Below are 26,947 nucleotides of genomic sequence, written 5' to 3'. Positions count from 1 at the left end.
TGCCAATTGAGATGCGATCCACGAAGCGCCACTCTTCCAATAGCCCGCGCATCACGTCGTGTGCATCTTGGAAACTCACTCAGCCGTCTCGCCCGAGTCCTTGATCACTTTTCCCCAGCGCGCCATTTCCGCCTGGACATAGGCTTTGTGGCCGGCTGCGCTGAGCCTGGCGTCGGTCACGAGGCGCAAGCCCAGCGCTTCCTGGCGCTTGATCAGCTCCGGGTCCTTGAGGGCTTCACGCAGCGCGGCATTGAGTCTGGCCAGAACCTCCGGCGGCGTGCCGTGCGGCGCATACACCCCATGCCAGACCGTGACGTTGAAGTCCGTGAGGCCGGCCTCGGCCAATGTGGGCGTTTGCGCAAGCGAGGGCAGGTTCAGGCGCTCCTTGCTGCTGACGCCATACACCTTCACTTTTTTGCCCTCGATTTGCGGCACGGCGTTGGTGGCCTGTTCGCACATCAGATCCACCTGTCCACCTATCAGGTCGGTCATGGCCGGGGCCGTTCCCTTGTAGGGGACCGCCACCATTTTGGATTTGAGCGCGCTTTGCAACATCAAGCCGCAAAGGTGTGAAGCCGACCCGACACCCGCGTTGGCCAGGTTCACGCGGCCACCGGAATCCGCAACCCACTTGCGCAGTTCGGCAAGGTTGTTGGCCGCGAGTGTCGTGCGGCCGATCAGCACGGAGGGCGCTTCGTTGATCAGGCCCAGGTACTCGAAGTCCTTCAGGGTGTCATAGGGCAATTTTTTATAAAGGGCCGGGGCGGTTGCAAGGCCGATGTGGTGCACCAGCAGGGTATAGCCGTCGGCCTTGGCACGCGCGACGCGAGCCGCGCCAATGGTCCCGCCGGCACCCGCGGTGTTGTCAACAATGACGGTCTGGCCCAGCGGCTTGCGCAGGGCTTCGGCCAGGTCGCGCGCGATTTTGTCGCTGGGCCCGCCAGCGGCGAAGGGCACCACCAGCGTCACCGGCTTGTCCGGGTACTGCGCCCAGGCCGCCGGCGCGGCCGACAGGCTGAGCAACACCGAAACAAGAACCCGTTGGAACATCAGCTGATGGTTTTTCATGTGTTGTTTCCCTTGTGGTCGCGAATCGCGAACCGTTAACCGCGAACCCGAATCAAGCGGAATCAGGCTGAAAGCGCCCGCATCTGGGCGTAAAGGTCCGCCTTGCCTTCAAAACCAATACCCGGCAGTTCAGGCAAGCTTACATGGCCGTCGATCACCTTCACACCATCAGGGAAACCCCCGTAGGGCTGGAACAGGTCGGGATAGCTTTCATTTCCGCCAAGGCCGAGGCCGGCCGCGATGTTGAGGGACATCTGATGCCCGCCGTGGGGAATGCAACGCGCGGGCGACCATCCGAACTGCTTGAGCACTTCGAGCGTGCGCAGGTATTCCACAAGGCCATAGGACAGCGCGCAGTCGAATTGCAGCCAGTCGCGATCGGGGCGCATGCCGCCATACCGCAGGAGGTTGCGGGCGTCCTGGTGCGAGAACAGGTTCTCGCCGGTGGCCATGGGGCCGGGATAGAACTCTGAAATCGCCGCCTGCAAGGCGTAGTCCAGCGGGTCCCCGATCTCTTCGTACCAGAACAGCGGAAATTCGCGGAGCATCTTTGCATAGGCAATGCCGGTTTCCAGATCGAACCGGCCGTTCGCATCCACCGCAAGCCGGGCCTCTGAACCGATCTCCTTCAAGACCGCCTCGATGCGGCCCCGGTCTTCGTCGATGGAAGCGCCGCCGATCTTCATCTTGACCACGTTGTAGCCGCGGTCCAGGTAGCTGCGCATCTCGGCGCAGAGCGCCTCGTTGCCTTTGCCCGGGTAGTAATAACCGCCCGCAGCGTAGACAAAAACGCGCGGATTGGCCTCGCGCCCATGCCGCTCGGCCAGCATGCGGAACAGGGGTTTACCCTCGATCTTGGCGACCGCATCCCATACGGCCATATCAAGCGTGCCCACGGCAACAGAGCGTTCGCCATGGCCGCCCGGTTTTTCGTTGCTCATGGCTGCCGCCCAGACCTTGGCCGGGTCGATGTTGGTGCCCCTGGCGTCGATGAGGCTTTCAGGTGCCGCTTCAAGAATACGGCCGCAAAAGCGCTCGCGGATAAGCCCGCCCTGCCCGTAACGGCCGTTGGAGTTAAACCCGTAGCCCACAACCGGCTTGCCGTCCCGAATCACGTCCGTGATCACGGCCACTAGGCTCAAGGTCATCTTGCTGAAGTCGATGTAGGCGTTGCGGATGGGGGAACTGATGGGGAGGGTCTTCTCCCTGATTTCAACGATTTTCATGGGGGTCTCTATGACGGGCTGTGATGATGGTCGCTATGATCGCGAAGGCCGCCGCATTTGACCAATGCTGTTTTTCTTTTCTTCAATGCTTTCAAAGCACCGGGCATGAATTTCTCCTGGCTCGAAGACTTTTCCGCACTGGCTGCAACGGGCAACTTCTCCCGCGCGGCCGAAGAGCGCCACATGACGCAGCCGGCTTTCGGGCGCCGGGTGCGCGCCCTGGAAGAATGGATAGGCACGGACCTTTTTGACAGAAGCTCACAGCCGGTCCGGCTGACCGAAGCCGGCCGGTGGTTCCAGGGCATTGCCAATGATTTGACGGCCCAGGTGGCCCGCATACCGGGCGAGGCCCGGATCATTGCGGAAGCAAGTTCGCATTCCCTGCGGTTTGCGGCAACGCACGCGCTGTCGTTTACCTTCATGCCGGCCTGGCTGCGGAGTTTTGAGGCGCACACCATGGCCGGAACCATGCACCTGGAGTCCGACGTGCTGGCGCGCTGCGAGGCACTGATGGAGCAAAGCAAGGTGCAGTTTGTGGTGTGCCATGCCCACCCAGACGCGCCAGGGGGTCTTGAGGCCGGCGGTTTTCCCTCGATTCAAATTGGCGCCGACTACCTGATGCCGGTGACAGCGCTTGATGCCTCAGGCCAAGCCCTGCACAGACTGAAAGCGGGCAAGACGCCGGTATCCCTTCTCGGCTACAGCGCCGAATCAGGGCTTGGCCGCATCCTGCGCGAAACAAGGTTTGAGGCCATGGAGAAGGTCTCCACACAAACGGTGTTCACCGCGCACCTGGCCTCGGTGTTGAGAACCATGGTCCTCGAAGGCCGCGGCGTGGCATGGCTGCCGCAAACCCTGATTCACGACGACCTGGCAAGCGGCCGTGTGGTCGAAGCAGGAGCACCCGCGTTACGCCTTCCCCTTGAAATCAGGCTCTTCCGCTCCCGCAATTCAATGGGGCGAGCCGCGGAGGCGCTGTGGGATGCTGTGACCAAGCCGCATGACCTTACTTCCTGACGCTCCTCTGGCGTTCGCTCCTGGCCTTGTACCCTTTCGGGGTGATACCCGCTTATGAGCAAGGCGGGCGCGCTGTTCGAATCCGGCACGATCACGTGGATGTTTGTCGCGCGTGGTGAGGCGCGGCCAGCTTACCGGCGGGCTTTTGCGGCGCAGTTGGCGGTGTTTAAAGGCGCGACGGAGGCGAGCTGACGGAGATTGGCGCAGTGCACCAGGCGGACACTAGCTCAACCAGAAAACCGTGCCACCAGCACGGCGCACGCGGTTCGCACTTCGGCGCTCCAGAAACTCTCCAACTCGCGGGCTTCCTTGTCGCATTGGTCCAGCCACGCTTGTGCACATTGCGGGCGATTCTCGATTCCTGGCAAATGATCCGATTCACTGTCAATGCCTACAAAGAGCATGAAGTCGGGATCATGGTCAATCGGCGAAGCCAGCCAGCGCATGGCCGCGACCCGTCTAATGCCATCAACGAAGCTGACCTGTCCCGCCGCGAGTTCTTTCGCAGCGCTCACGACTTCGTCATACACCTTGCGTAACTGCCCTTCATCGAGTCTGTTCACTGAATCCTCCAGTCTTCGCTTCCGACCGATGGTTGTCATGAAAACTGCGACCTGAATGGGCCCTGGCGCACTTCACACTCACGGCCGCCAAATCCCAAGCTCCCCATTGGGCTCCACCGAGGTCAGCATCATCTGCCCACGCCAGTCAACCAGAACAAGCTTGTATTGCGTGTACAGGCGGATGAAGGCGGCAGTCAGGACACGCTCGTCGCCACCGCGCTCCACCATGGCCGCCAGTGAAGTGACGGTGGCCCCATCGGCGATGCCGTAAAGAAATACCGAGCCTGTCAGCCGGATGGTGAAGCCGCCCTTGACCTGGCCCAAAGGGGCCGAGGTGGTGCTCAGAATCGGCGCCGGTGCCATATTGCCTTGAAGCAAGGCAGCCACTTCTTTGGGGCCTGGCGTGCCGGCAAGGGGCGTGCCCGCCATACGCCGGGCGTAGATGTTCTTCCAGCCCTGCGGAACGCGGTTTTGCTGCTCGAATGCCTTGAACTCTTTGAGCCGCGTCTGGAGCTCCGGCAGGCGGGCCGCGGGAAAGAACTCAATCTGGCGCCATTCATCCTCGTGGAATTGCGGCGCACCTGCAGAGGATTGCGCCGTGGGCGCTTCAAACTGCAGCTTGTCCGCCGCGATGGTAGCCATGGTGAAGCCGATGTTGCGGGGGTCCACGGTGGTCACCGGCGGTGCGGCCATGGCGGCATGGCTGAGGCTGAGGACCCAAAGAGCAGCGAGGAGTGGTTGCTTGAGTTTCATACTTTGGGATTGATCATGCTGTTGTGGCGATCTCTGCTTCTGGCAGATTGCGGCCATCAGGAGCCGTAGTTGGTCGATTCCTCTGCAACTCCCTCGGCATTCCAGAAACGCCATATGCCAACTTCCCTACCTTCAAGGTAACGGCCCTCTGAAGCCAGTTTCCCATTGAGGTGATAGTCACGCCACGGGCCATTCTCCTTGTCATTGAGATAGTGCCCTTCCGAAACGACGGTGCCGTCTTGGCCGTACTCAACGAAAAGGCCATGGCGAATCCATCTCGCGCCATCGGAAGCCAGGATCCGGGCGTAGCGGAATCTGACGGCACCTGATTCATGCAGGATTTCCGCGATGTTGAGCTCAGTTTGAACGGCCATTGGAACCTATTGCGGTGGACCGCGGCGCATGGTCGCTACTTGTTTCGCAAGTGAGCTATTGATGTCCCATTGCTGTAATCGGGTCATATCACCGTATTGATTACAGTTGGCGCGGAATGTTGCCGCTCCATCCTTCGCCAGGGCCAGTCTTTGGTTTGTTTTAAACGTGAGATTCCGGTTATGCAGATCAAGCTTATACCGGGCACCCAGAACGGCGTGCTCCAGAATTCTGGCCCTGTGGCGCTCTACTTCCTGTAAAAGATCCTGATGCCCGGCGCGCCATGCCTGGTAATGCTTTTCATTGGTTTCCCGGGTCTCTGGAAACTCTTCTGAACATATGTCGGCAATATCGTGTGCGGCTTCGATGACACCAAAAATGACGCCCATGTCACGGTAGTAATCACCGGCAGACAGTAGCCCTTGTTGGGCAGACACATTGCCGTGCATTCCCTGCGCGGATAGGGTGATGCAAGCGAGTGCGATCGTTTTTTTCATGGCCCCCTCCGTCCGATATTTGTTTCTATTTTTCAACCCCGGGCTCCTGGCAAACCGGGGAAACTCACAACGCCATTCATGGCTCTCTCCCAATGTCCGCTTCTAGCCGGCAGCAGACGCCCTGGCCCATAGCGGGCCTCCGTTCACTTTGCCGTGCTTGAACGCACTGCATTTGTTTCTGGCACCGCCTTGGGGCTTCGTGCCGAGCGAAGCAATTCGGCGATAGCCTGATCCTTGATGGTTATGCGGGTAATTTCGCCTTCGCTGGCTTCTAACATCGCGGATACCACGGCCCCACCTACTGCATTTCCCACTATATTTGCGCCGGCGCCAATGCCCGGGCGGAGGGCGGGCATTGCCGTGGTGGTGATCGCCCGGTCAAGGATGTACTGATTCAGGTCGGTGGTGGTTTGGACCTTGTTTTCAAATGCGTACACCATCTCCACTGGTCGTAATTTGTCGTTCGGCAAATAAATCCCGCCCACTTTTACTCGCGGCACGTTTCCCCACAGTTCGCCTATTTCAACGATAGATCGACCGGGTCCATAAAAATAGACCCCGCCGGAGTCCTTGCGCTCTGCGTCATAGATTCCTGGCAACGCAATGTATTCCCACTGCATGCCGTTGAAGGCCTTCACCTTGTAAGACACTTTATCTGTCAACACGATCTGCTCCGGAACATCCGCCATGGCCAGCTTCTCGCGTGTCGCGCACCCGCCCATGAAGACCAAAATCAAAATTAAAAACTGCGACAGCAAGAGGCGGCGAGGCTGGCAGCTTGTTGAACTCAGACGGAAGGCAAGTAGTGAGGTCATTGTCAAAGTTGGCTTTCAAGTTTTTATGGGTAGATATGAATGGCGTTTTCCGGAGCTTTTTTTGAAATTCAATCAACCGCCAGCAAACTGCGATGTTTCGGATCATCGCCGATCATGGGTTTTAGTAATGTCGCCAGTGAAGACGCTTTCTCAATCGGGAAGAGCCCTTAGCCGAAGGCCACTTGGTTGAATGTCTGCTCCTGAACAATAACCGGCATCTTATCCAGGAGATCCAGGACCCATAGAGCCCAAAGCCCCGAACCGTTCCGCCTCCTATGCCTTGCATGGAACAACTGCCGGGCTTGTTTCCTCACAGCCATGAATAAAAAGGTATGCGTTCCACCCCCACAAGCACCCCCCAACGACAACCAAAGACGGCTCGCCCAAGCCCGCCAACACTGGCAAGATCGGCCTGGGGCCGGAGGGAGCCGCACGCCGGGCACGCACAAGGCAAAACTTCCGCGCCCCGGCTGCCGTTAAGCCTTTAAACAGCCGCACCGCGGCCAATTCACCAAACCCCGCAAAGAATGTCTGCATGCAGACCTTCCCGGCGCAAAAGCATGGTGGATTTCCCTAAGCTGGCTACGTAGGATCCCCATCCTTCCCTCTGATATGGTTGTTGTTATCGTCATCGTGTTCCCGCTTACGGAAAAAACCCTTTCTTCTTCTTTCTCCATGACGCCCATGCCGCCAGCCGCCACCGGAAGCGCCCACCGATGAGCCCACGCGAGTCCTGGGTCAACACACAACTGGCCCACGCCTTTATGCGGCATGCGCAGCCCACGCTGCATACGGCGGTGCTGGCGATCATGGCGACGGTGGCGATGCTGTACCGGCATGTGGACCCGCTGGACCTTGGGGTATGGGCGGTGGCGGCAAGCTCCATGACCTTGCTGCGTTATGCCATCCTGCACGCCTACCGCACGCGCCTGGCGGAGGCCGACGGGGTGGCGCTGCGGGAGTTCATGTCGCTGCACAGCTGGGCCTGGCCCTTGAGCGCGGTGGTCTGGGGCGCGCTGATGTTTGTGGTCTACCACCGGGCGCCCGTGGAGGAACAACTGATCTGCATGCTGATGCTGTCGGGCCTCGCGGCGACGGCGGTGTCTTCGTCGCCGCCGTGTTTGCGCACTTTCTCGGCGTACTGCAACGGCCTGGGCGCCTCGGTGCTGGCGGCCTTTGTCTGGCGCATGGACTTTAGGGGCGGCGTGCCCGCCGCGCTGGACACCGGCGCCGAAATGGCGGTGGTGCTGGTGTTCCTGGCGGTGGCGCATGTGACGGGGCGGCGCATGTTCCGGGCCCGGCACATCAGCCTGGAGCGGCAGTTCGACCGCCAGGAGCTGATCAAGGCGCTGGAGGAGCGAAAACGCGCGGTGGCGGACGCGGAGGCGGTGCGCACGCGTTTTATCGCGAGCGCCGCGCATGAGCTGCGCCGGCCGGTGCATTCGCTGGGCCTGTATGCCGACTGGCTGACGCTGGAGCCGGAGTTCGCGACGCAGATCGCGCGCAAGATCGCCGATTCGACACGCAAGATCGACGACCTGTTTGATTCGCTGTTCAGCCTCGCGGGGCTGGACCCGGCTTCGCTGACGGTGCACACGCAGCCGGTGGATTTGGCCGCGCTGATCCACACGGTGGCCGAAGAGCATATGCCGCTGGCACGCGAAAAAGGCCTGCGCCTGCGCACAAGGGCGGCCTCGGGGCAGGCGCTGTCGGACCCGGTGCTGCTGGCGCGGCTGGTGGGCAGCCTGCTGTCGAACGCCTTGCGCAACACGCACGGCGGCGGCGTGCTGCTGGCGGCCAGGCCGCGCCGCGGCCAGTGGCGCATAGAACTCTGGGACACGGGCGCGGGCATCGCGCACGAACGCCAGCAAACTTTCCCGCAAGGCATTCCGCAACAAGGCACGGCCGAGGGCTTCGGGCTGGAACTGGCGGCGATCTACCGCCTGAGCCAGCTGCTGGGGCATCCGGTGGGGATGGCGGACCGGCAGGGGCGGGGGAGTGTTTTTTGGGTTGAGCTCGCTCGGTATGAGAAGGGTTGAGGCCGGGTCTTGCTCCGGCGGGCGCGCTCTTCCTCTTCTCTTTTTCTCCTCTCTTCGTCTTTCTGCTTACTCTGCTAAGAGTGGTTGGCCGGGGTTGCCCGGCGGCAACTCACTTTCTTTTGCTTCGCCAAAAGAAAGTAAGCAAAGAAAAGGCGACCCTGGTGTCTGCGTCCCTTCGCTTCGCTACGGGCAACCTGCGGTGCTCAGTCCAGCCGGGGTCTGGCTAAACTCGCTACGCTGCGCTTCGCTCAGACAACGCCAGCCCTGATCCGTCTGGCCCTCCGCTCCTCGGCGCATACACAAGGGGTGGGGACAGGAATACCAAACAACCGAATACCTAAGAAACAAGGACACGCCACGGCGTGTCCTTGTTTGTATTTATCTTCTTGGTATTTCGGTATTCGGTTCCCGCTCCCGATTGCCCCGTCCTGGCTGGGCCGAGGAGCGCAGACGTAGGCGGATCAGGGATCGCGCTTGTCTGAGCCGAAGGCGAGTTTGCGCGAGACCCCGCCGTAGTCGAGCACCGCAGGTTGCCCCGTAGCGCAGCGCAGGGGACCCAGACTGCGGGTCGCCTTTCTTTTGGGTACTTTTCTTTGGCGAAGCAAAGAAAAGTGCCTCGCCCGCCGGGGCGAGACCCGGCCAGCTGAACTAAGAAGAGGAAGGAGGAGGAGCGCGCCCAGCCGGAGCAAGACCCGGCCCCCACCCCGTCGGTCTGCGCCTACAGAAAGCAGCGCCGCCACCGTCTGGCGCACGGCAAGCGCCCCGGGGCAAGATGCAGCCATCATGGCCAGCACCGCGGCGCCCGCTTGCGCCGATACCAATCCCGGTACCAGCCCGTCTCCCGCCGCGGCGGCATCACTGTGGCCGCGCGTGCGGCGCTGGGTGTTTCCGGCGCTGGGGATATTGGTGCTGGGCCTGCTGGTGTCGCATGCGCACAAGGTGGACTGGGCCGGCGCCTGGCAGGCGCTGTGGCGTTATTCGCCCTGGCTGCTGCTGGGCGTGCTGGGCCTGGCCACGGCCAGCCATGCACTCTATGGCTGTTTTGACCTGATAGGCCGGCGCCACACGCGCCACACCTTGCCGCGCCTGCAGACCTGGGCGATCGCGGTAACGAGTTATGCCTTTAATCTGAACCTGGGCTCGCTGGTGGGCGGCGTGGCGCTGCGCGCGCGCCTGTACACCCGCGCGGGGCTGGACGAAGCAACCATCGCGCAAATCGTGGGCCTGAGCCTGGCGACCAACTGGCTGGGCTACGGCCTGGTGGCCGGCAGCCTGTTCGCCGCGGGCCTGATCGCCCCGCCCAGCCAGGCCCACATAGGCGCAACGGCATTGCGCGGACTGGGCGCGGCCATGGTATTGCTGGCCCTGGCCTATGTGGCGGCCTGCAAGTTTGCGCACGGACGCGAGTGGCGTGTGCGCGGCAAGCGGCTGACCCTGCCCTCGCCCGGCCTGGCGCTGGTGCAGCTGCTGCTCTCGGCCGCCAACTGGGCACTGATGGGCGCGGCCATGTACGCACTGCTGGGCGGCCAGGTGGAGTACGGCAAGGTGCTGGGAGTTCTGATGGCGGCCTCCATCGTGGGAGTGATCATGCCGATCCCGGGAGGCCTGGGGGTGCTGGAGGCGGTGTATCTGGCGCTGTTGTCGGGCAGTGTGAAGCAGGGCACTCTCATGGGAGCCGTATTGGCGTACAGGGCGCTGTACTACCTTTTGCCCTTGGCTGGGGGCTTGCTGTTGTATGTGTTGCTGGAGAAATATGCAGCCAGCCATGCAGGGGCCGCACCCGCTGCCGAATGAAAGCTTTTTTGTGGTTTCTGTATTTGGCTGTTGGTATTCCTATCCCCCCCTTGTGTATGCGCCGAGGAGCGCAGGGCCAGACGGATCAGGGCTGGCGTTGTCTGAGCGAAGCGCAGCGTAGCGAGTTTAGCCAGACCCCGGCTGGACCGAGCACCGCAGGTTGCCCGCAGCGAAGCGGAGGGACGCAGACACCAGGGTCGCCTTTTCTTTGCTTACTTTCTTTTGGCGAAGCAAAAGAAAGTGAGTTGCCGCCGGGCAACCCCGGCCAGCCGCCCTCCATAGAGGAAAGAGAGGTAAGAGAACGCACCCGCCGGAGCAAGACCCGGCATCAGCTCCGTTTGGGAATAGCCAACCCCTTCACCACCGCCGGCCGCACCACAAAAACCTCCAACACCCGCTTGACATTCGGAAAGCTGGCGAACTCCACCAGATCGCCGGCTTCATAAAACCCCACCAGGTTCCTCACCCACGGGAAGATGGCGATATCGGCAATCGTGTACTCATCGCCCATGATCCAGGCCCGGCCTTCCAGGCGCTGCTCGAGCACGCCGAGCAGGCGTTTCGATTCGGCGACATAGCGGTCGCGCGGCCGCTTGTCTTCATAGGCCTTGCCGGCGAATTTATGGAAGAAGCCGAGCTGGCCGAACATGGGGCCTATGCCACCCATCTGGAACATCAGCCACTGGAGGGTTTCATAGCGGCCTGCGGCGTCCTGGGGGATGAATTTGCCGGTTTTTTCGGCCAGGTAGAGCAGGATGGCGCCGGATTCGAACAGCGGCAGCGGCTGGCCGCCGGGGCCTTTGGGGTCGATGATGGCGGGGATCTTGTTGTTGGGGTTGAGCGAGAGAAAGGCCGGCGACATCTGGTCGTTGGTGTCGAAGCTCACCAGGTGCGGCTCGTACGCCAGGCCGGTCTCCTCGAGCATGATGGAGACCTTGACGCCGTTGGGCGTGGGCAGCGAGTACAGCTGGATTTGCTCAGGGTGCTGGGCGGGCCATTTCTGGGTGATGGGGAAGTCTTGGGGGAAGGCTTTGGATGGGGTCATGGTGTGTGTGCGGCAGGAAATAAACGACAGCCGCCAAGCGTAGCCCAAGCCGGGCAAACGCGCAGGGCGCCGGTTATTTCCCCGGCCCGGGCGGCCTGATGGTGTCCAATAGCGGCATGCAAGCCGAGAACCACACCGACAGCCGCCTGACCGAACTCGAGATCAAGGCCAGCTTTGCCGAGGACCTGCTGGAGCAGCTCGACAAAATCATCGTGCGCCAGCAGCAGCAAATCGACGCCCTGCTGCGCGAGGTGGCCGAACTCAAGGCCGCGCCTGTGCGCGACGGCGACATCACCACCACGCGCAGCCTGCGCGACGAGCTGCCGCCGCATTTCTGAGCGCGCCCCCCGCTACCAGAGGTTTTTGCCGTCTATCACGGCAACAGGCGCCTCGGCCGCGTCGAAATCATCGAACAGCCGCGCATTGACACCTATTCGGCGGGTGCTGCCGTCCCAGCTGCCGTCCATCTCGAAGGCCGGGCTGTCGGAGTAGGTGGAAACACCGCACTCGGCGCAGAAGTGGTGGTCCACCAGCTAGGGCCTATTAACGCTATTTATGCAAATGCGAATGGGGTGAAAACAGCCCCAATCAAGGCGCGCGACGACGCCCAGACCGGGCGTCTGCGCTAGGAGCGCAACGCGGAGTGGGGCTGTTTTCGCCCCATTCCCTCCGGGTTGCGATCAAAAAGGCCTTGCGCGGCGTTGCAAAGCCTTGACGGGGTTCGCCCCGCCTGCGTTTTGCGCCTTGCTCAAGGCCTTTTTGACTCGCAACGCATCTTGCATAAATAGCGTTAACAGGCCCTAGTCTGCCAGCGGTAAACCGCGTCGGCGTCCTTGGGTGTGGTGACGTGGAATTGTTCGGGTGTGTAAGAACCTGTTCACGGCCTAAACGGGGCCGCGCAAGCACCTTTTCGGGATGGGATGCAAGGCGCGGTGCGACGCCCATAGCCCAGCTATGGGCTAACGCCGCAACGCCGCAGACCGCCCGAAAAGGCGCTTGCCCTCCGGGTTGGGGTGAAATCGGGCGATTGAACCACCCAGGCCCTTGCATGGGCATTAGCCCATGCGGCGTGCCCGGTCGGCCCACTCATCCCGATTGCACCCCAACGCGGCCCCGTTTAGGCCGTGAACAGGTTCTCAGCCAGCAGCGCGCCGCGCTTGCTGCAGAACGAGCAAGTGCAGCGCGTGAGCTGGGCCGGCATTTCGCCGTCTATGCGAAAGGCGTTTTTGCCGCAATGGCAGCTTCCGGTGATGGTGGCCATGGGCCGTCTCCTGCCGTGAACCGGGCGCCTCAGGCGGCGGCCATGAGTTCCTGTTTGCGGGCGCTGATCTGCGCGCCCAGCTCGGTCATGTCGAGCCGGGTGGCGCGGGCCTTGGGGAAGATCTCGTTCTGCTCTTCCTTGACGTGGTGCTTGACGTATTCGGACATGACCTTGATCTTGGCGTCAAACATTTCGCCGTCGGGCTCCAGGCCCTCGACCTGGGCGATCAGGTCCTTGAGGGTGGCGTGCTCGACGCTGGCCTCGGGAATCAGCTCATGGTCCTTGAGGGCGGCCTTGACGGCGGGGTAGAAAATTTCTTCCTCGACCTGCGCATGCACCGTGAGCTCCTTGCAGATCTGGGCGACCAGCTCTTTCTTTTTGGCGGGTGAGCGGCTTTTTTCGTACTGTTCAAAAAGCTCGCTGACCAGCTTGTGGTCGGCCCTGAGCATGGCGGTGGCTTCCTTGTGCACGGGTGTGGCCTTGGTGGTGGGCATGGTATTTCCTTTAATGGGGTGGTGCGGATGGGTCGCAACCCGGGGCGGGCTGTTACGCGATTCTTGGGAAGCGACCGCCGCCTCGGGGTAGGCCAAGCTTGCCAGCGCATGTAGGAAACCGCGCGCCACGGCGACGGCGGCCTTGGCCCTGCGGCCTAGCCCGGCGAATTGGCGGGCGAGGGTTCGCCGGCACCGCCCGGGGCCGCGCCGGGCCTGAGCAGCACGGCGCCCAGCACGGCGGCCACGGCCGCGAAGACCGCACCGATCACAAAGGCCAGCTGGTAGCCGCCGTTGAGCGCCGCGGTCGCGTCCAGCCCGGCACCGCCCAGCGAGGTGGTGCGCGCGGCCGCGAGGCTGGCCAGCACGGCCAGGCCCAGGGCGCCGCCCATCATGAAAGAGGTGTTGACCACGCCGGAGGCAATGCCCGATTCGCTGGGGTCCACATCGCTCATGGCGGCCAGCAGCACGGGGTTGAAGGCCATGCCGGCCCCCAGGCCCAGCAGCAGCATGCCGGGCAGCACGTCGAGCGCGAAGCTGCCGGCCACGGGCGCGCGCGCGAACAGCGCCAGACCCACGGCGGCCAGCAGCAGGCCGGCGGCCAGCGGCGCGCGTATGCCGAAGCGCATGACGATCTTGGCCGACAGGCCCAGCGAGAAGGCGGCCATGATGAGGTTGGCCGGCAAAAAGCCCAGGCCGACCTGCATAGCGCTGTAGCCCAGCACCAGCTGCATGTAGAGCGCCGAGATAAAAAACCAGGCGAACATGGCGGCCGCCCAGAGCACGCCCACGACATTGGCGGTGGCGACGTTGCGCAGGCGGAACAGGCCCAGCGGCATCAGCGGCGTCTGCACTTTGGATTCAATCGCCAGGAAGACGGCCATCAGCACCGCGGCCGCGCCCAGCAAGCCCAAAGTCTGGCCCGAGAGCCAGCCGGCCTCGTTGCCGTTGACGATGCCGTAGACGGCCAGCATCAGCGAACTCGTGACGGTGACGGCGCCGCCCACGTCAAGCCTGGCGCCCGTGGCCTGGCCCTTGCCGCCGGGCAGCAGCAAGAGGCACAGCGCGAAGACCGCACCGCCTATGGGCAGGTTGACCAGAAAGATCCAGTGCCAGCTCAGCGAATCGGTGAGCACACCGCCCAGCAGCACGCCTATGCTGCCGCCGCCGGCGCAGACAAAACCGTAGACGCCCATGGCCTTGGCGCGCTCGGCCGGCTCGGTGAAGAGGTTCATGATCAGCGAGAGCGAAATCGCCGACACCACAGCGCCGCCCAGGCCCTGCACCGCGCGCGCGACGATGAGCAGCGCCTGCGAGTTGGCGAGGCCACAGGCCAGCGAGGCCAGGGTGAAGAGGCTGAGCCCCGCGAGGAAGAGCCGGCGGTGGCCGTACAAGTCACCGAGCCGGCCGCCCAGCAGCAAGAAGCCGCCGAAGGTCAGCATGTAGGCATTGACCACCCAGACCAGCGAGGTCTCGGTGAAATGCAGGTCGGTGCGTATGGAAGGCAGGGCGACGTTGACGATGGTGGTGTCGAGCACGATCATCAGCACCCCGAGGCACAGCACCATCAGGGCCCACCAGCGCTTGCGGCTGTCCATGTGTTGTCTCATTTGCGCTTTCTCCTCTGCTTGAATGAATGCCTTACGTCAAAGTCACATCAATCCAGATCAATCCAGCACCGTGCCGCTGGTCAGGTTCACGACGGTGCCCGTCATCGCGCCGGCAGCCGCCGAGGCCATGAACACCGCCGTATCGGCCACCTGCGCCAGGGTGGGCAGGCGCTGCGTCAGCGTGCCCGCGGCGGCGCCGGCCAGCCAGTCGTCCATCGCCATGCCGGCGCTGCGGGCGTTGGACCTGAACACCTCGCCGGTGTAAGAGCCCATCTCCACCGCTTCGGGGATGGCGTGCGGCCTGAGACAGATGACGCGTATGCCGCCGGGCGCGAGTTCGGCGGCAAGCAGGCGCGAAAACCATTCCGTGGCCGCGGATGTTACGCCATTGCCGATAAAGCCGCTGCCCGTCATTTTGGCGCCGGGGGTGGACAGGGTGAGGATGACACCCGACTTGTGGCGGGCCATGTGCCGGGCCACGGCCTGGGCGGTGATGAAGTAGCTGCGCAGGTAGGCGTTGACGGGCAGCGCGAAGTCTTCCAGCGCGAGCTGGGCAAAAGGCGTGCCCTGCACATGCGGGATGCCGACGGCGTTGAGCGCGATGTCGATGCGGCCGGCGCGGGCCGCCACGGTGTCGGCATGGCGGTGCACGGCCTGCTCGTCAAGCGCGTCCAGCGGCGTGACCTCGGCCGCGCCGCCCGCCGCCGCGATGTCGCGCGCGACGGCTTCCAGCCGGGCCGGTGTGCGCCCGGCCAGGAACACATGGGCGCCCTCGCGCGCAAACGCGCGGGCGGTGGCACCCCCGATGGCACCGCCGGCGCCGTAAATGACCGCGACCTTGTCCTTGAGCTGCATGGGTCCTCCGTGTCTGTGATGGTCAATTGCTATTAATTTGGCAGCACCTCACAGGTATGCCTAATGGGCTGCAGCCCTTTCTCTCTTGAGGGTATTTTGGATTGCCGATGGACCGGACGGTTGCCGGTGCGGTGCTGAGCTACGGCCTGACCGATACCGACCTGCGCTACGAGGACAACAGCAACGCGCGCTTTCGCGTCAAGCTCAAGGGGCCGTCGGCTTTCCTCAAGGTGCGTTTCTAGAGGGCCCTTCATGCAACGGGAGCCTCGGCGTGGCAACAGGCCGGGGCGGCCTGCGCCGTGGGCTCAGCCGCGCCGTATTTGTCGTGGTGGCGCACCCAGGCCATGGGAAAGGGCAGGCCGTCTTCGTCGCGTCCTTTGGGCGTGAGGTCCATGTAGTGGTAGCTGCCCACCAGGGCGTCCGCGCCGCGGGCGTAGCTTGAATAGGTGTGGAAAACGTTGCCCTGGCCGTCGCGCGCGAAGACGCTGAAGCCGTGCAGGTCCTCCATGCCGCCGACGTCTTCCATGCGGTAGTTGTAGGCTACCTTTGCGCCGGCGAGTGCTTCGGGTGTGAAGGAGACGTGGTAGTCGTAGTTGAAATCGCCGCCAAAGGATGACACCCACTTGAAGCGCCAACCCATGCGCCGCTTGAAGGCGGCAAGTTTGGCCTGCGGCGCGCGCGAGACCACGGCCAGCGTGATGCCGCGCGCGGCCAGGTGCGGCAGGGTACCGTCGATGTGGTCCGCCAGAAACGAGCAGCTGGGGCAGCCCTCTTCCCAGTCCGGGCCGAACATGAAGTGGTAGACGATGAGCTGGCTGCGCCCGTCAAACAGCCCGGCCAGGCTTTCGCTACCGTTGGCGCCGTCGAACACATAGGGCTTGTCGACCGGCACCCAGGGCAGGCGGCGGCGCTCGGCGCTCACCAGGTCGCGCTGGGCGGTGAGTTCTTTTTCGCGGGCCAGCAGCAGGCGGCGGGCGGCTAGCCATTCCTCTCGGGACACGATGGCGTGCATGGCGGTGGGGGTGTTCATGGACGGGACTCCATGGGAGGGATGGGAGGAATCAGCGGTTGAGGATGTGCAGGATGTTGCCGTCCGGGTCCTTGAACCAGGCGCCCTTGAAGTCACTGGCCACATGGGCGTCGCCCTGCAAGGTCATGCCGGGCAGGTCGTAGTGCTCAAACACCACGCCCTTGGCCTTGAGGGCCTTGAGGACGCCGTCGAACTCGTCGCCCACGCTCCAGGTGCAGGCGGTGGCCTGGTTGGTGCCCGCGAACTGCGAGACATACACGACGACGGTGGCGGTGCCGCTCTGGTAAGTGAGCACGCCCTCTTCGCTGCCTTGCAGCGGCGTGAGGGCCAGCTTGCCCTCATAAAACTTGCGGGCGGCGGCCAAGTCCTTGACGGCGATGGTGGGCATGGCGTTTCGGTTGGCGAGCATGGTGGACTCCTTTCTGGGTGATGCGCTCCAGGCGGCGGACGGCGCGGACTATGCAGCGGGGAAGAGCTTGTCGAGTTTGAGGAAGGCGCCGGCCCAGCCCTGGTTGTGGCTGTCGCGTGCGGCCTGGTCGAAGAATTTTTCGTGCACAAACACGAGTTCGGTGCCGCCGCCCGAGGGCCGCAGCGTGACAGTGACCCGCGACACGCGTTCGGGCGTGCTCTGCCAGCCCCAGTCGAACACCAGCTTGTGGGGCGGCTCCACCTCCAGGTAGGTGCCGGCCACGTTGTGGGTCTCCTGGCCCGGCACGCCGAAGCGGATGTGATAACGCCCGCCCACGCGCACGTCCATCTCGGCCAAGGTCACCACGCCGGCCGGGTCGGGGCCGAACCACTGCGCTAGCGCTTGCGGGTCGGTCCACGCGCGCCAGACTTTTTCGCAGCTGGCGGGGTAGTGCCGGGTGAAGTGGACGGAGGCCGGTTTGCCTTGCGTTGCGCTTTTTTCCATGGCGGGTTCAACTCCTCTTGGTGGTACAGGTAGCGGCCCAGCGCGTCCAGGCGCTCGGACCAGAACTTCTCGTAACGGGACAGCCACATGGCGGCCTCCTGCATGGGCTCGGGCGACAGGGCCAGGTTGACGACACGCCCGTCCTTGGCGCGGGTCACCAGGCCGGCGTCCTCGAGCACGCGCAGGTGCTTCATGAAGCCGGGCAAGGACATGCCGTGCGGCTGGGCCAGCTCGCCGACGGAGAGATGGCCGCGCTCCAGGTCTTGCAGCACCTTGCGGCGTGTCGGGTCCGCCAGCGCGGCGAACACGGCGTTCAGGGCCTCATCGGCATTGTCTTGATACTTAACCATTTGGCTTAGTATTGAGCAAGCGGCCACCGCCTGTCAACCGGGGCCCGGAACAAAGATGTTTTTTTGTGTGATCGCACCCGCCGCCGGCCTGCAAAGAAATGTGTCCCCGGCGCACGCGCAGGTAAAGCGGCGCAACACCCTGCAAGAACACTGGTATTGAGGGCGGGGGTAGCATCCAATGATGACCATGACCTATCACTCACAGAGGAAGCCCATGAAGCAGCCCACGGCAAAGACCCTCCCCATCCTCCGCGCGCCTTCCAGCCCGGCCCGCCCCCGCATGGTGATGCTGGGGTCTTTGCTGGCCCTGGCCGCCGCGGCCGCCCTGCTGGCCGCGCAGGCCCAGGCCCAGACGGCGCAGCCGGCCGCAGCGGCCTCCGAGCCAGCCGCGCCCCCCGCGGTCGCCAAGTACGACCCCAAGGACCTGGAGCGCGCCTTCAAGTTCATGGACAAGAACGGCGACGGCAAGGTCAGCCGCGACGAGGCCTCGAACTTTCGCGGCGTCTCGAAACACTTTGACGAGGCCGACCTCAACAAGGACAACTTTCTCTCGCGCGAAGAATTCGACAACGCGATGAACCAGAGCCGGCAACCCTGAGGAATTCCTCGCCCATGAAAAAAGCCGTGCGATTTGCAGCCGCACGGCTTTTGTTTTTCTGAACGCTGGTTGCGATCAGTTCTTGAGCTTCACGTTCCAGAAGAAGGGCCAGAGCGCGGGCTGGTAGTTTTCGAGTTTGGTGGACTTGGCCGACAGGCTGTTGAATTTGCCGATGTCGATGTAGGGCACTTCGTCGTACACCAGCTGCTGCACCTTGCCCCACAGCGGCCCGCGCTTGGCGGGAAGCGGGATGTGGTTGAACTCGAGCAGCGCGGCCTGTTTGGCCGGGGTGTTCCACCAGCCCGGCGCGCCGTCGCCGAGTTGCGGCGGCGAGAGCATGGGTTCGGGCAAGAGGCCTGAGTGCGTGACGTAGATGTCCCAGGCGGAGGAGTCGTTGCGGCGCTGAACCAGGGTGGACCAGTCGACCACGGTGAGCTCGGCCTTGATGCCGGCGCGCTTGAGCTGCTCGGCCATGACCACGGCCATGTTGTAGTGGAAGTCGTACTGGCGGCTGGTGAGGATGCGCACGGTCTCGCCCTTGTAGCCGGCGGCTTCGGCCAGGCCCTTGGCCTTGGCGGGATCACGCTGGTTGTAGCTCTCGCTGCCGGCGGCGGAGTAATACGGCGAGCCCTGCGGGAAGTGGTTGGCCTCGGCCGTGAAGAAGCGCGTGTCGCCGAAACCGGCGGCCATCATTTCGCCGGGGCCTATGGCGGTCTGTATCGCCTGGCGCATGCCCTTGTTGGCGTTGATGCCCTCGCGGGTATTGAACACCAGGTACGGGAAACCGAAGGCCGGCGTGATCACCGGCGCGGCGCGGCCGCCGGATTTTTCGAGGCGGGCCAGCGCATCTATGGGCAGCAGGTCGGCGAAGTGGAACTGGCCGGACAAGGCGCCTTCCACGCGCGTGCCGGGCGTGGGCACGGGGATGAAACGCAGCTCCTCGATGAAGGCCTCGCGCTTGCCGCCGTAGCCGTTGGCCGGCTCCTTGCGCGCGCTGTAGCCGTCAAAGCGCGTGAGCACCACGAACTGGTCGGTGCGGCGCTCCTTGAACTTGTAGGGGCCCGTGCCTATGAAATCGCGCAGCGGAATCTGCACGGCCTCCTTGGCCATGATGGCGGCCATGCCGCTGGGAAGGGCCAGCTGCGCGAGCAGCGGCGCGTAAGGCCCCCTGAGCGTCAACTCCACCGTGAGCGGGCCGGCGGCCTTCAAATCGACGATTTCCTTGCCCACGGCCTTGCCACGCGGCGCCTCCTTGATCCAGCGCTTGAGGCTGACGACCACGTCCTCGGCGTCGAGCGCGCGGCCCGAGTGCAGCTTCACGCCCTTGCGCAGCGTGATGGTGACGACCTTGCCGTCGGCCGAGAAACGCGGCATGCCGTCGGCCAGCATGGGCACGACATTCCATTTGGCGTCAAAGGTGTAGAGCGGCTCGTACACGTGCTGCATGATGGTGCCGACCAGGTCGGTGGTGGCCTGCATGGGATCCAGCGAGGGCGGCTCCCCCACCATGGCCAGGTTGGCCACGGAGGCCGGCGCCTGCGCCAGGACGGGCGCGGCGCCCTGCAGGGCGGCCATCAGGCCAAAAACCAGGGCCGGCAGCAGCCGGCGCGTATGTAGGCGATGGTTAACCATAAAGCACTCCTAAGTGAAAGTAATTTTCAGAATCCGTAGGATATTTGGCTAAATGTGACTTTATGTAAGTGAATACCCTGGGTGGTGTGCACTTATTCTGAAATTAAATTTCTCATCCAAGGTAAATAAGGCCTGCGGACCGGAAAGCCCGCAGGCCGGGCCGCCGCATGCCCGGCGGCATGGCGCAAGGGCCTGCCAGGGCCTAGACTGAAGGCCAACCATCGCTTCCAAGCCATGCAACGCGCACCTCATCCCCTGCTGGCCAACTTCGTCAAGACCGCGTGGGCCAGCCTGCCCGCCGCTGCCCAGGTGCAGCCGGCGCCGGCGCGTGAGCATGTGCTGCCTACCGGCCTGATGCACCTGGTGTTCCGCCTCTCGGGGCCGGGCGTGCGCATCTTCGACCACGCCGCGGACGGCAAGGGCCGGCCGCTGGGCCAGGCCCTGGTGGGCGGGCCGCGCGCGGGCTTTTATGCCAAGGAGGTGGGCGCGCCCTCGCATTCGGTGGGTGTGCAGTTGCTGCCCGGCGCGGCGCAGGCGCTGCTGGGCCTGCCGGCCGATGAGCTGGCCGGGCACCATGTGAGCCTGGAAGACCTCTGGGGAAACCATGCGGAGCTGGCGCGCGAGCAACTGCTGGCGGCCGCCACGCCGCAGCAGGCCTTGCGCCGCCTGGAGGCCCTGCTGCTGCGGCGCCTGCGCGCCGGCCCGGCGCAGCCGGCGCACCCGCTGGTCACGCAGGCCTTGCGGCAGTTCAAGGCGGGCATGGGCGTGGAGGATGCGGTGGCCCGCAGCGGCTACAGCCATCGGCAGTTCATACGCCTGTTTTCACAGGCCGTGGGCCTGGGGCCCAAGCTGTATTGCCGGCTGCGGCGCTTCCAGAAAGCCCTGCCGCTGCTGCAGGGCCCGCTGGGCCTGGCCGGCGTGGCGATGGAGGCCGGCTACAGCGACCAGCCGCATTTCAACCGCGAGTTCCGCGAATTCGCCGGACTCACGCCCGAGCAGTACCGGCTGGCGCGGCCCGTGTCGGCCAACCATGTGCTGGTGCCCAGGTCTTGCGCGTCCGTCTCATCCCCTTCACGGCCGCATGTCAATTTTGTTCAAGACCGGGCGGGCGCGGGTCTCTAGACTTCGCGTATTCACTTTCAGGAGGCCGCATGGCGATTCACGAACTGTTTGCGTATATCCACGTCAAGGATGCTGAAAAAGCCTTGGCGTTCTACACCTCGGTGTTTGGGGTGGCCGAAAAATTCCGCCTGACCGAACCCAGCGGACGCGTAGGCCACGCCGAGCTGGAGTTCGGCGGCACCACGCTGATGCTGTCGGACGAGTTCCCGGAATGCGGCACGGGCGCGCCCGCGAAGGGCACACCGGTGAGTGTGACCCTGCACTTGCATGTCGACGATTGCGATGCGGTGATTGCACGGGCGCTGCAAGCCGGCGCGACGCTGGAGATGGCCGCGCAGGACCAGTTTTACGGCGAGCGCTCGGGCAGTTTTCGCGACCCCTTCGGCCACCGCTGGAGCGTGGGCCACAGCATTGAGACGCTGACGCCCGAGGAGATGCAGCGCCGCTACACCGCGCTGCTGGAATCGGAATCGCCCGGCGCCTAGGCGGCGCTACTCGAGTTCTATTTCAGGCGGGCGCGCCAGGCCCAGCACCCGCCTCAGGGTGGCCAGCAGTTCCTCGTTGGAGGTCTTGGCCTTGACCAGCACAGCGGTGGCGCGCGCGGCCTGGGCTCGGGTGGCTTCCATCGCGGAGAACACCACCACGGGCGGCGGCGACTCCAGCGCCTCGATGTCGGTGAGCAGGTCCCAGCCCGAGCCTTCCTTGAGGTTGATGTCCAGCAGGACCAGGTCGAAGGGCTGGCTCTCCAGCCGCGCGCGGGCTTCCTGCAGGGTTGCCGCGAAGACGAAGGTCGCGAAGTCCTGCGCGATGGTGGCCGCGATGCGCTGGATGTCGGGATCGTCCTCGACGTGCAGGATGACGGGCTTGTTTTCGGCCGCGCCCTCGATGGCGCGGCGCACGCCCAGCACCAGCAGGTTTTCGTCTATGGGTTTTTCCAGCCAGTCCGAGACGGTCAGGGCCTGGTCGTTGAACTGCACCTTGCCTTCGCCGGCCCAGGCCGAGATGACGACCACCGGCACGTCGCGCGTGAGCAGCCGCCCGCGCAGCTGGCGTATCAGCGCGATGCCGTCCTGGCCGGGCAGCTTGAGGTCGACCGTGATGGCGTCGTAGTGCCGCCGCCCCAACTGGGCCAGTGCCTCCTCGGCGCTGTAGACCGGGTCGGAATCGAAGCCGCCCTTGTCCAGCATCATGCCGATCAGGCGGGAGATGTCGTGGTCGTCCTCGCAGACCAGCACGCAGGGCCTGTCGCCGGTCATCTCCACCGGGCGCGTGGGTGGCGGCTCCACCCATTCCGGCAGTTCGAAGTAGAAGGTGGTGCCTTCGTTGGTATGGGTTTCAAAGCCTATGCTGCCGCCCAGGCGCTCGATGATGGCCCGTGAAATGTTCAGGCCCAGCCCGGTGCCGCCCTTCTGGCGCGTGTCGGAGGAATCGGCCTGGGAAAATTTCTGGAAGATGCGCTTGCGGAACTCCTCGGGAATGCCGGGCCCGTGGTCGCGCACCTCGACGCGCACGCCCCCGCTCGCGCTGCGCCCCACATGGATTTCCACCACGCCGTCGGACGGGGAAAACTTCATCGCGTTGGACAGCAGGTTGGTGACGACCTGCATCAGGCGGTCGCCGTCGGCCCTGACCATCAGTTCCTCGTCGGGGAACTGCAGGCTCAGGCTCACGTTCTTGGCGGCGCCGTAGCCCTCGTTGGCGGCCAGCGCCTGCTCGAGCAGGGGTTTGAGTTCTATCACCTGCAGGTCCAGGGTCATCTTGCCGGACTCTATCTTCTCGATGTCCAGGATGTCGTTGATGAGCCGGATCAGGCGCTCGCAGTTGCTCTTGGCGATGCCCACCAGGGTCTTGACGGCCTCGGGCAGCTGGCCGGCGACACCGCCGGAGATCAGGCCCAGCGAGCCGCGTATCGAGGTGAGCGGCGTGCGCAGCTCGTGGCTGACCGTGGAGACGAATTCGCTCTTCATGCGGTCTATGCGCTTGAGCTCGGTAACGTCGTTGGCCAGGGTGTAGAAGCCGATCACCTTGCCCTCGTCCCTGCCTTCGCCGTAGCGCGGGAAGTAGTTGACCACGTAGTCGCGCGTGCCGCCGCGCGCGGTTTTCTGCGCGCGCTCGTAGACCACCGGGTAGCCCTGCAGCACCTCCTCAACCCGGGGCCTGATCAGCGCGTACATCTCCTCGCCCACAATTTCCCGTATGGTCTTGCCTTCGAGCTGCGCACTCGTCATGCCGAAGACTTCCTCGTAGGCGCGGTTGTGAAAACGCAGGTACTGGTCGGCGTCGGCGTAGGTGATCCAGGCCGGTATGGTGTCGGTGATTTCACGCAGTTGCGCTTCGCTGGTGCGCAGCGCCTCGGTGACGCGGCGCATCTCGGTGGTGTCGCGGCCGGTGCCGCGGTAGCCGGTGAATTTGCCGTTGGCATCGAATTTGGGCACACCGCTGATGCTGAAGTAGCGAGTCCGGCCCTTGGAGTCGCGCCGCGTGGTTTCAATATCGCGGAAAACCTCGTGCCGCTGCACCACGCCTTTGTAGTGGGCCCACCCCTCGTCGCTCATCTGGATGTAGTTGAGCTCCCAGGGGGTCTTGCCATAGGCTGATTTCTGGACGCCCGAAGCGTTGGGGGCCTCGCCGGACACCTCGACAAAACGGAAGTTCTCGTCCTGCTCCCAGAACCAGTCGGAGGACAGCTCGGTGAGCGCGCGGAAGCGCTCCTCGCTTTCGCGCAGCACCTGTTCGGTCTGCTTGCGCTCGGTGATGTCCTGGATCTGCGCGATGAAGCGCAGCGGTTTGCGGTCCTCGTCGCGCACCAGGGAGCAGCTCATATAACCCCAGACGATGTGGCCGTCCTTGTGGATGTAGCGCTTTTCCGTATGGAAGGATTCGATCTCGCCGGCCAGCGCGCGCTGGCGCTGCTTCAAGTCCCATTCGATGTCATCGGGGTGGGTCAGGTCGTGGATGGTGCGCGCCAGCATCTCGGCCTCGGAATAACCGAGCATCTGGCAGAAGGCGGTGTTGACCTTGAGGCGGCGCGAATCTATGCCTATCAGCGTCATGCCGATCGCGGCATGCTCAAACGCGTTGCTGAACTGCTGGTCGTTAAGCATGAAGGCGTCGTTGTCGCTGCTCAGGGGCGCGCTGCTGGGCGTCTCCAGCGTCGAGAAGCCCGATTCGTGCTCTGTTTCGGCGGCCTGGGCGCCCTGAGTCCCACGCCCGTCCTGCCCGAGGCCGGTCTGGTCGCCGCCCAGCGAGAAATAAAAGGTGCTGCCTTCGCCGACCACCGACTGCGCCCAGATCTTGCCGCCGTGCCGGTCGATGATGCGCTTGGCCGTGGCCAGGCCTATGCCGCTGCCGGCGAATTCCTCGGGCGAGTGCAGGCGCTCGAAGTTTCCGAACAGCTTGTCGACGTAAGCCATGTCGAAGCCGGCGCCCGTGTCCTTCACGAAGAACACCGGCTGCCCGTCCTTGTCGCGCTGGCGCCCGATCTCGATTTCGACGCGCTCCTTCTTGGCGCTGAACTTCCAGGCATTGGCGATCAGCTGCTCCAGCACCTGGCCCAGCATGGCCTGGTCGCCGCGCGCCGCCATGCCGGGCTCGATCGCGATGCGCGCCTCGCGCCCGGCCTCGGCGTCCTTGAGCCGCTTGGCCACGCGCAGCGCCTCGGCGCTGATGTCCACCGTGTCCCAGACCATGCTGGTGCGCGACAGGCGGGTGAGGGCCAGCAGCCCGTCGGTGAGCTCGCCCATGCGCCGCACGCTGCTGCGTATGCGCTCGAGGAAATGCAGGGCGCGCTCGCCGGCGGCCGGCGGCATGTGTTTTTCCATCAGCGCGCAAAAGCCGTCTATGGTGCTCAGCGGCGTGCGCAGGTCGTGTGCCACGGAATAGGAGAAGGCCTCCATCTCCTTGTTGGCGGCCTCGAGCTGCGCCGTCCTGCGCAGCACGCGGTTTTCCAGGTCGACGTTGAGCCGCACGATTTCCACCTCGGCCTGCTTGCGTTTGGTGATGTCGGAAATGGAAGTGACAAAGCCGATGGGCTTGTCGCTCTTGCCGTCAAAGAGAGGCTGCACGTTAATGAGGCCCCAGAAGGTGCTGCCGTCGGGCCTGCGGTAACGCTGCACGACATTGCTCTGCGCCTGGCCGCTGCTGACGGCGCGCACGCTGGCCCATTCAACTTCGGGCATGTGGGTGCCGTCCTCGCGCAAGCGCTCCCAATCCGGCGCCGCCGAGGTCTGGCCCTTCATCTGCGCCATGGTCTTGCCGAAAATGCGCTCCGCGCTGGGGTTGCAGTCGATGATTTTGCCTTCGGCGTCACGCAGCATCACGCCCTCGGCAAGCGCCCCGACCACCGCCCGGAAACGCGCGTTGCTCGTGCGCAGCGCGGTTTCGGTCTGCTTGCGTTCGGTGATGTCGCTTCCCACGCCGCGGTAACCTTCAAAGGCTCCGTTGTCACCAAACACCGGCTCTCCGCTGACACTGCGGTAAATGACACCGCCATCCGCCTTGGTCAGCTGGTACTCAAAATTACGAAACGGCAAATGCGCCTGCAAGGCGGCCTTGTGCTCCTCCCACGTGCCGACAAGCGGCGCGGAGTTGGGCAGGTCCCATCGGCACAGCCCTTCCCCGATGACCTGGGTTCCCAGGGCAAAGCGCTGTGGATCGTTGGAGACAAAGACGTTGCGGAAGTTTTTGTCCTGTTCCCAGTACCAGTCGGACGAGAGCTGGGTGAGGCTTCTGAACCGCGCCTGGCTACTGCGCAGGCGGTCCTCGGCGGCCAGGCGCTCGGTGATGTCCTCGGCCGTGATCAGGATGTGGGTGACCCTGCCGCCGCCGTCCTTGAGCGGCAGCTTGCGCATGTGCACGCGTATCCTGCCGCGGTCCCGCGTCATGATGACCCGGTCGGGGAAGTCCTGCATGAAGCCGGTGTTCGCCACCTCCACGTCGGAGACATTGATGCGGTCCGCGTGGTCCTGCGGCCAGAGGTCGTGCACGGTGCGGCCCATGGCGTCCTCGCGCCGTATGCCGTAGAGGCTTTCGGCGGCCTTGTTCCAGGCCACGATGCGCAGGCCGTCCTGCACCGACTTCAGGTGCACGGCGACCGGCATGTTGTCGACGACGTCGTCGAGGAAGCGCGCGGCCTTGCGCTCTTTTTCCTCGATGCGCCTGGCCACCGTGGTGTCCCGCGTGATGCCGCGGTAACCGGCGAACTCCTGCTGCTTGTTGAACACCGGCACGCCGCTGGCGGAAAAATAGTGGGCCACGCCGTCGTCCAGCACGCGGATGTACTCGAAATCGCGGAAGGCCTGGCGCGCCTCCAGCACCGCGCGGTGGTGATCCCAGGACATGCTCAAGGGGTAAGCGCCCTCCAGCTCCCAGCGCTGCTTGCCGATGGCGCTGCTGAGGTCCGGGTCCGCACTGCTCCTGCCCGCGCTGCCCACGCTACGCTCGGCGGCAAAGGCGGTGAAACGGAAATCGGCGTCCTGCTCCCAGTACCAGTCCGCTGAAATGGACGCCAGGCTGCGCAGGCTGTCCACGTCGTCCTGCAGCACCTCGGCGGCGCGGCGCTGCTCGGCAAGTTCCTGCGCCAGGGCCTTGTTGGCCTCAGCCAGCGCCAGTGCCTCGGCCTGCAGGCGTTCGTTGGCCTGGGCCAGGGTTTCGTCCCGCTTCACGGCCTTGCCCCGGTGAACGGGCCCACCAACGCGTTGCCGGTCCCTCCCGCCGCGCCATGCGGGCGGTGGGCTGCGGTCAATTCGCCTGGCGAAGAGGGCTTCATGCGCTGCTGTTTACTTTCTTGGCAAAGGCGAGGTGCCTTCATGCATTTTGCACGGCGTTTGCGAAACCGAGTGTGCTGCGCCGCTGGAAAATCCGCCATAGGACAACACCCTGTCTTCTTTTGGGTGCG

28 protein-coding genes are annotated in these 26,947 nt (G+C 64.1%); 9 read left to right on the top strand and 19 right to left on the bottom strand.

The features are described 5' to 3' along the window. Positions 1-75 precede the first annotated feature (75 nt). A complete protein-coding gene (locus ACEN9P_RS16655) occupies positions 76-1,050 on the bottom strand; it encodes a tripartite tricarboxylate transporter substrate-binding protein (protein ID WP_495622190.1) in 975 nt (324 codons plus the stop codon). 80 nt (positions 1,051-1,130) lie between these two features. After that, on the bottom strand, positions 1,131-2,294 hold the full coding sequence (locus ACEN9P_RS16650) for a mandelate racemase/muconate lactonizing enzyme family protein (RefSeq protein WP_495619853.1): 1,164 nt from the start codon (positions 2,292-2,294) through the stop codon (positions 1,131-1,133). A gap of 57 nt (positions 2,295-2,351) precedes the next feature. Between ACEN9P_RS16650 and ACEN9P_RS16645 the strand changes: the two genes are divergently transcribed. After that, a complete protein-coding gene (locus ACEN9P_RS16645) occupies positions 2,352-3,311 on the top strand; it encodes a LysR family transcriptional regulator (protein WP_495619852.1) in 960 nt (319 codons plus the stop codon). Between the two features lie 54 nt (positions 3,312-3,365). Next, positions 3,366-3,503: a hypothetical protein gene (locus tag ACEN9P_RS16640; protein ID WP_495619851.1), complete on the top strand. Its 138-nt coding sequence runs from the start codon at positions 3,366-3,368 to the stop codon at positions 3,501-3,503. A gap of 35 nt (positions 3,504-3,538) precedes the next feature. Here the strand turns inward: ACEN9P_RS16640 and ACEN9P_RS16635 are convergent, their stop codons facing one another. From ACEN9P_RS16635 to ACEN9P_RS16615, 5 genes are all read right to left on the bottom strand, one after another. Continuing rightward, positions 3,539-3,874, bottom strand: coding sequence for a hypothetical protein (locus tag ACEN9P_RS16635; RefSeq protein ID WP_477712215.1), 336 nt, complete (start codon positions 3,872-3,874; stop codon positions 3,539-3,541). Between the two features lie 78 nt (positions 3,875-3,952). Beyond that, positions 3,953-4,627, bottom strand: coding sequence for a hypothetical protein (locus ACEN9P_RS16630; protein WP_495619850.1), 675 nt, complete (start codon positions 4,625-4,627; stop codon positions 3,953-3,955). Between the two features lie 56 nt (positions 4,628-4,683). Continuing rightward, complete coding sequence (locus ACEN9P_RS16625; protein WP_074580402.1) at positions 4,684-5,001, bottom strand: toxin-antitoxin system YwqK family antitoxin; 318 nt, start codon at positions 4,999-5,001, stop codon at positions 4,684-4,686. A gap of 6 nt (positions 5,002-5,007) precedes the next feature. Then, positions 5,008-5,496 (bottom strand): hypothetical protein, encoded by a 489-nt coding sequence (locus ACEN9P_RS16620; protein ID WP_477712217.1) that lies wholly within the window; start codon positions 5,494-5,496, stop codon positions 5,008-5,010. 143 nt (positions 5,497-5,639) lie between these two features. Continuing rightward, the gene (locus ACEN9P_RS16615; protein ID WP_477712218.1) at positions 5,640-6,311 is read right to left on the bottom strand and encodes a hypothetical protein; all 672 of its coding nucleotides are present in this window, start codon (positions 6,309-6,311) and stop codon (positions 5,640-5,642) included. Positions 6,312-7,027: 716 nt separating this feature from the next. Here ACEN9P_RS16615 and ACEN9P_RS16610 point away from each other — a divergent pair. Together ACEN9P_RS16610 and ACEN9P_RS16605 are read left to right on the top strand one after the other, a co-directional pair. Further along, positions 7,028-8,350 carry a sensor histidine kinase gene (locus ACEN9P_RS16610; protein WP_495619849.1) on the top strand — a complete coding sequence of 441 codons (1,323 nt, stop codon included), beginning with the start codon at positions 7,028-7,030 and terminating at the stop codon, positions 8,348-8,350. A gap of 783 nt (positions 8,351-9,133) precedes the next feature. Beyond that, the gene (locus ACEN9P_RS16605; protein ID WP_495619848.1) at positions 9,134-10,144 is read left to right on the top strand and encodes a lysylphosphatidylglycerol synthase domain-containing protein; all 1,011 of its coding nucleotides are present in this window, start codon (positions 9,134-9,136) and stop codon (positions 10,142-10,144) included. Between the two features lie 328 nt (positions 10,145-10,472). On the opposite strand, the gene ACEN9P_RS16600 is transcribed toward ACEN9P_RS16605, so the two are convergent. Beyond that, complete coding sequence (locus ACEN9P_RS16600) at positions 10,473-11,189, bottom strand: glutathione S-transferase N-terminal domain-containing protein (protein ID WP_495619847.1); 717 nt, start codon at positions 11,187-11,189, stop codon at positions 10,473-10,475. A 116-nt stretch (positions 11,190-11,305) separates the two neighbouring features. On the opposite strand from ACEN9P_RS16600, the gene ACEN9P_RS16595 reads away from it, so the two are divergent. Further along, positions 11,306-11,527, top strand: coding sequence for a SlyX family protein (locus ACEN9P_RS16595; protein ID WP_495619846.1), 222 nt, complete (start codon positions 11,306-11,308; stop codon positions 11,525-11,527). Between the two features lie 12 nt (positions 11,528-11,539). Here the strand turns inward: ACEN9P_RS16595 and ACEN9P_RS16590 are convergent, their stop codons facing one another. The 5 genes from ACEN9P_RS16590 to ACEN9P_RS16570 form a co-directional block, all read right to left on the bottom strand. After that, entirely contained in the window at positions 11,540-11,719 is a 180-nt protein-coding gene (locus ACEN9P_RS16590) for a GFA family protein (protein ID WP_477662283.1), read from the bottom strand. A gap of 587 nt (positions 11,720-12,306) precedes the next feature. Beyond that, complete coding sequence (locus ACEN9P_RS16585; RefSeq protein WP_477662284.1) at positions 12,307-12,450, bottom strand: GFA family protein; 144 nt, start codon at positions 12,448-12,450, stop codon at positions 12,307-12,309. Between the two features lie 29 nt (positions 12,451-12,479). Then, complete coding sequence (locus tag ACEN9P_RS16580; RefSeq protein WP_074576723.1) at positions 12,480-12,944, bottom strand: hemerythrin domain-containing protein; 465 nt, start codon at positions 12,942-12,944, stop codon at positions 12,480-12,482. 155 nt (positions 12,945-13,099) lie between these two features. Continuing rightward, positions 13,100-14,551 (bottom strand): DHA2 family efflux MFS transporter permease subunit, encoded by a 1,452-nt coding sequence (locus tag ACEN9P_RS16575; RefSeq protein WP_495619845.1) that lies wholly within the window; start codon positions 14,549-14,551, stop codon positions 13,100-13,102. Between the two features lie 57 nt (positions 14,552-14,608). Next, positions 14,609-15,406: an SDR family NAD(P)-dependent oxidoreductase gene (locus ACEN9P_RS16570; protein ID WP_477662287.1), complete on the bottom strand. Its 798-nt coding sequence runs from the start codon at positions 15,404-15,406 to the stop codon at positions 14,609-14,611. A gap of 107 nt (positions 15,407-15,513) precedes the next feature. On the opposite strand from ACEN9P_RS16570, the gene ACEN9P_RS16565 reads away from it, so the two are divergent. Further along, positions 15,514-15,648 (top strand): hypothetical protein, encoded by a 135-nt coding sequence (locus ACEN9P_RS16565; RefSeq protein ID WP_477662288.1) that lies wholly within the window; start codon positions 15,514-15,516, stop codon positions 15,646-15,648. 8 nt (positions 15,649-15,656) lie between these two features. On the opposite strand, the gene ACEN9P_RS16560 is transcribed toward ACEN9P_RS16565, so the two are convergent. From ACEN9P_RS16560 to ACEN9P_RS16545, 4 genes are read right to left on the bottom strand one after another with little or no spacing between them, the layout of a single operon-like run. Beyond that, positions 15,657-16,436 carry a DUF899 domain-containing protein gene (locus ACEN9P_RS16560; protein ID WP_495619844.1) on the bottom strand — a complete coding sequence of 260 codons (780 nt, stop codon included), beginning with the start codon at positions 16,434-16,436 and terminating at the stop codon, positions 15,657-15,659. A 31-nt stretch (positions 16,437-16,467) separates the two neighbouring features. Next, the gene (locus ACEN9P_RS16555; RefSeq protein ID WP_495619843.1) at positions 16,468-16,845 is read right to left on the bottom strand and encodes a VOC family protein; all 378 of its coding nucleotides are present in this window, start codon (positions 16,843-16,845) and stop codon (positions 16,468-16,470) included. A 48-nt stretch (positions 16,846-16,893) separates the two neighbouring features. Beyond that, positions 16,894-17,349, bottom strand: coding sequence for an SRPBCC family protein (locus tag ACEN9P_RS16550; protein ID WP_495619842.1), 456 nt, complete (start codon positions 17,347-17,349; stop codon positions 16,894-16,896). Next, the gene (locus tag ACEN9P_RS16545; RefSeq protein WP_495619841.1) at positions 17,241-17,699 is read right to left on the bottom strand and encodes an ArsR/SmtB family transcription factor; all 459 of its coding nucleotides are present in this window, start codon (positions 17,697-17,699) and stop codon (positions 17,241-17,243) included. The genes ACEN9P_RS16550 and ACEN9P_RS16545 overlap by 109 nt, the downstream gene beginning before the upstream one ends. A 214-nt stretch (positions 17,700-17,913) precedes the next feature. On the opposite strand from ACEN9P_RS16545, the gene ACEN9P_RS16540 reads away from it, so the two are divergent. Continuing rightward, positions 17,914-18,297, top strand: coding sequence for an EF-hand domain-containing protein (locus ACEN9P_RS16540; protein WP_495619840.1), 384 nt, complete (start codon positions 17,914-17,916; stop codon positions 18,295-18,297). A 75-nt stretch (positions 18,298-18,372) separates the two neighbouring features. Here the strand turns inward: ACEN9P_RS16540 and ACEN9P_RS16535 are convergent, their stop codons facing one another. After that, positions 18,373-19,929: an ABC transporter substrate-binding protein gene (locus ACEN9P_RS16535; RefSeq protein ID WP_495619839.1), complete on the bottom strand. Its 1,557-nt coding sequence runs from the start codon at positions 19,927-19,929 to the stop codon at positions 18,373-18,375. A 234-nt stretch (positions 19,930-20,163) separates the two neighbouring features. On the opposite strand from ACEN9P_RS16535, the gene ACEN9P_RS16530 reads away from it, so the two are divergent. Continuing rightward, positions 20,164-21,051 (top strand): helix-turn-helix domain-containing protein, encoded by an 888-nt coding sequence (locus ACEN9P_RS16530; RefSeq protein ID WP_495619838.1) that lies wholly within the window; start codon positions 20,164-20,166, stop codon positions 21,049-21,051. A gap of 29 nt (positions 21,052-21,080) precedes the next feature. Next, entirely contained in the window at positions 21,081-21,536 is a 456-nt protein-coding gene (locus tag ACEN9P_RS16525) for a VOC family protein (protein WP_495619837.1), read from the top strand. Between the two features lie 6 nt (positions 21,537-21,542). Here ACEN9P_RS16525 and ACEN9P_RS16520 read toward each other — a convergent pair whose 3' ends face one another. Beyond that, positions 21,543-26,714, bottom strand: a complete 5,172-nt coding sequence (locus ACEN9P_RS16520) for a PAS domain S-box protein (protein WP_495619836.1) — start codon at positions 26,712-26,714, stop codon at positions 21,543-21,545. Between the last annotated feature and the right edge of the window lie 233 nt (positions 26,715-26,947).

It is taken from the genome of Polaromonas sp. Polasp52 (genome assembly GCF_059491565.1).
This window is presented reverse-complemented; position numbering and strand designations above follow the sequence as displayed.

Bases quoted from the DNA above. Each gene is read 5' to 3' on its own strand.
- ACEN9P_RS16655 (WP_495622190.1), bottom strand. From the start codon at position 1,050: ATGTTCCAACGGGTTCTTGTTTCGGTGTTGCTCAGCCTGTCGGCCGCG.
- ACEN9P_RS16650 (WP_495619853.1), bottom strand. From the start codon at position 2,294: ATGAAAATCGTTGAAATCAGGGAGAAGACCCTCCCCATCAGTTCCCCC.
- ACEN9P_RS16640 (WP_495619851.1), top strand. From the start codon at position 3,366: ATGAGCAAGGCGGGCGCGCTGTTCGAATCCGGCACGATCACGTGGATG.
- ACEN9P_RS16630 (WP_495619850.1), bottom strand. From the start codon at position 4,627: ATGAAACTCAAGCAACCACTCCTCGCTGCTCTTTGGGTCCTCAGCCTC.
- ACEN9P_RS16625 (WP_074580402.1), bottom strand. From the start codon at position 5,001: ATGGCCGTTCAAACTGAGCTCAACATCGCGGAAATCCTGCATGAATCA.
- ACEN9P_RS16620 (WP_477712217.1), bottom strand. From the start codon at position 5,496: ATGAAAAAAACGATCGCACTCGCTTGCATCACCCTATCCGCGCAGGGA.
- ACEN9P_RS16615 (WP_477712218.1), bottom strand. From the start codon at position 6,311: ATGACCTCACTACTTGCCTTCCGTCTGAGTTCAACAAGCTGCCAGCCT.
- ACEN9P_RS16610 (WP_495619849.1), top strand. From the start codon at position 7,028: ATGAGCCCACGCGAGTCCTGGGTCAACACACAACTGGCCCACGCCTTT.
- ACEN9P_RS16605 (WP_495619848.1), top strand. From the start codon at position 9,134: ATGGCCAGCACCGCGGCGCCCGCTTGCGCCGATACCAATCCCGGTACC.
- ACEN9P_RS16600 (WP_495619847.1), bottom strand. From the start codon at position 11,189: ATGACCCCATCCAAAGCCTTCCCCCAAGACTTCCCCATCACCCAGAAA.
- ACEN9P_RS16595 (WP_495619846.1), top strand. From the start codon at position 11,306: ATGCAAGCCGAGAACCACACCGACAGCCGCCTGACCGAACTCGAGATC.
- ACEN9P_RS16585 (WP_477662284.1), bottom strand. From the start codon at position 12,450: ATGGCCACCATCACCGGAAGCTGCCATTGCGGCAAAAACGCCTTTCGC.
- ACEN9P_RS16580 (WP_074576723.1), bottom strand. From the start codon at position 12,944: ATGCCCACCACCAAGGCCACACCCGTGCACAAGGAAGCCACCGCCATG.
- ACEN9P_RS16575 (WP_495619845.1), bottom strand. From the start codon at position 14,551: ATGAGACAACACATGGACAGCCGCAAGCGCTGGTGGGCCCTGATGGTG.
- ACEN9P_RS16570 (WP_477662287.1), bottom strand. From the start codon at position 15,406: ATGCAGCTCAAGGACAAGGTCGCGGTCATTTACGGCGCCGGCGGTGCC.
- ACEN9P_RS16565 (WP_477662288.1), top strand. From the start codon at position 15,514: ATGGACCGGACGGTTGCCGGTGCGGTGCTGAGCTACGGCCTGACCGAT.
- ACEN9P_RS16560 (WP_495619844.1), bottom strand. From the start codon at position 16,436: ATGAACACCCCCACCGCCATGCACGCCATCGTGTCCCGAGAGGAATGG.
- ACEN9P_RS16555 (WP_495619843.1), bottom strand. From the start codon at position 16,845: ATGCTCGCCAACCGAAACGCCATGCCCACCATCGCCGTCAAGGACTTG.
- ACEN9P_RS16550 (WP_495619842.1), bottom strand. From the start codon at position 17,349: ATGGAAAAAAGCGCAACGCAAGGCAAACCGGCCTCCGTCCACTTCACC.
- ACEN9P_RS16545 (WP_495619841.1), bottom strand. From the start codon at position 17,699: ATGGTTAAGTATCAAGACAATGCCGATGAGGCCCTGAACGCCGTGTTC.
- ACEN9P_RS16540 (WP_495619840.1), top strand. From the start codon at position 17,914: ATGAAGCAGCCCACGGCAAAGACCCTCCCCATCCTCCGCGCGCCTTCC.
- ACEN9P_RS16535 (WP_495619839.1), bottom strand. From the start codon at position 19,929: ATGGTTAACCATCGCCTACATACGCGCCGGCTGCTGCCGGCCCTGGTT.
- ACEN9P_RS16530 (WP_495619838.1), top strand. From the start codon at position 20,164: ATGCAACGCGCACCTCATCCCCTGCTGGCCAACTTCGTCAAGACCGCG.
- ACEN9P_RS16525 (WP_495619837.1), top strand. From the start codon at position 21,081: ATGGCGATTCACGAACTGTTTGCGTATATCCACGTCAAGGATGCTGAA.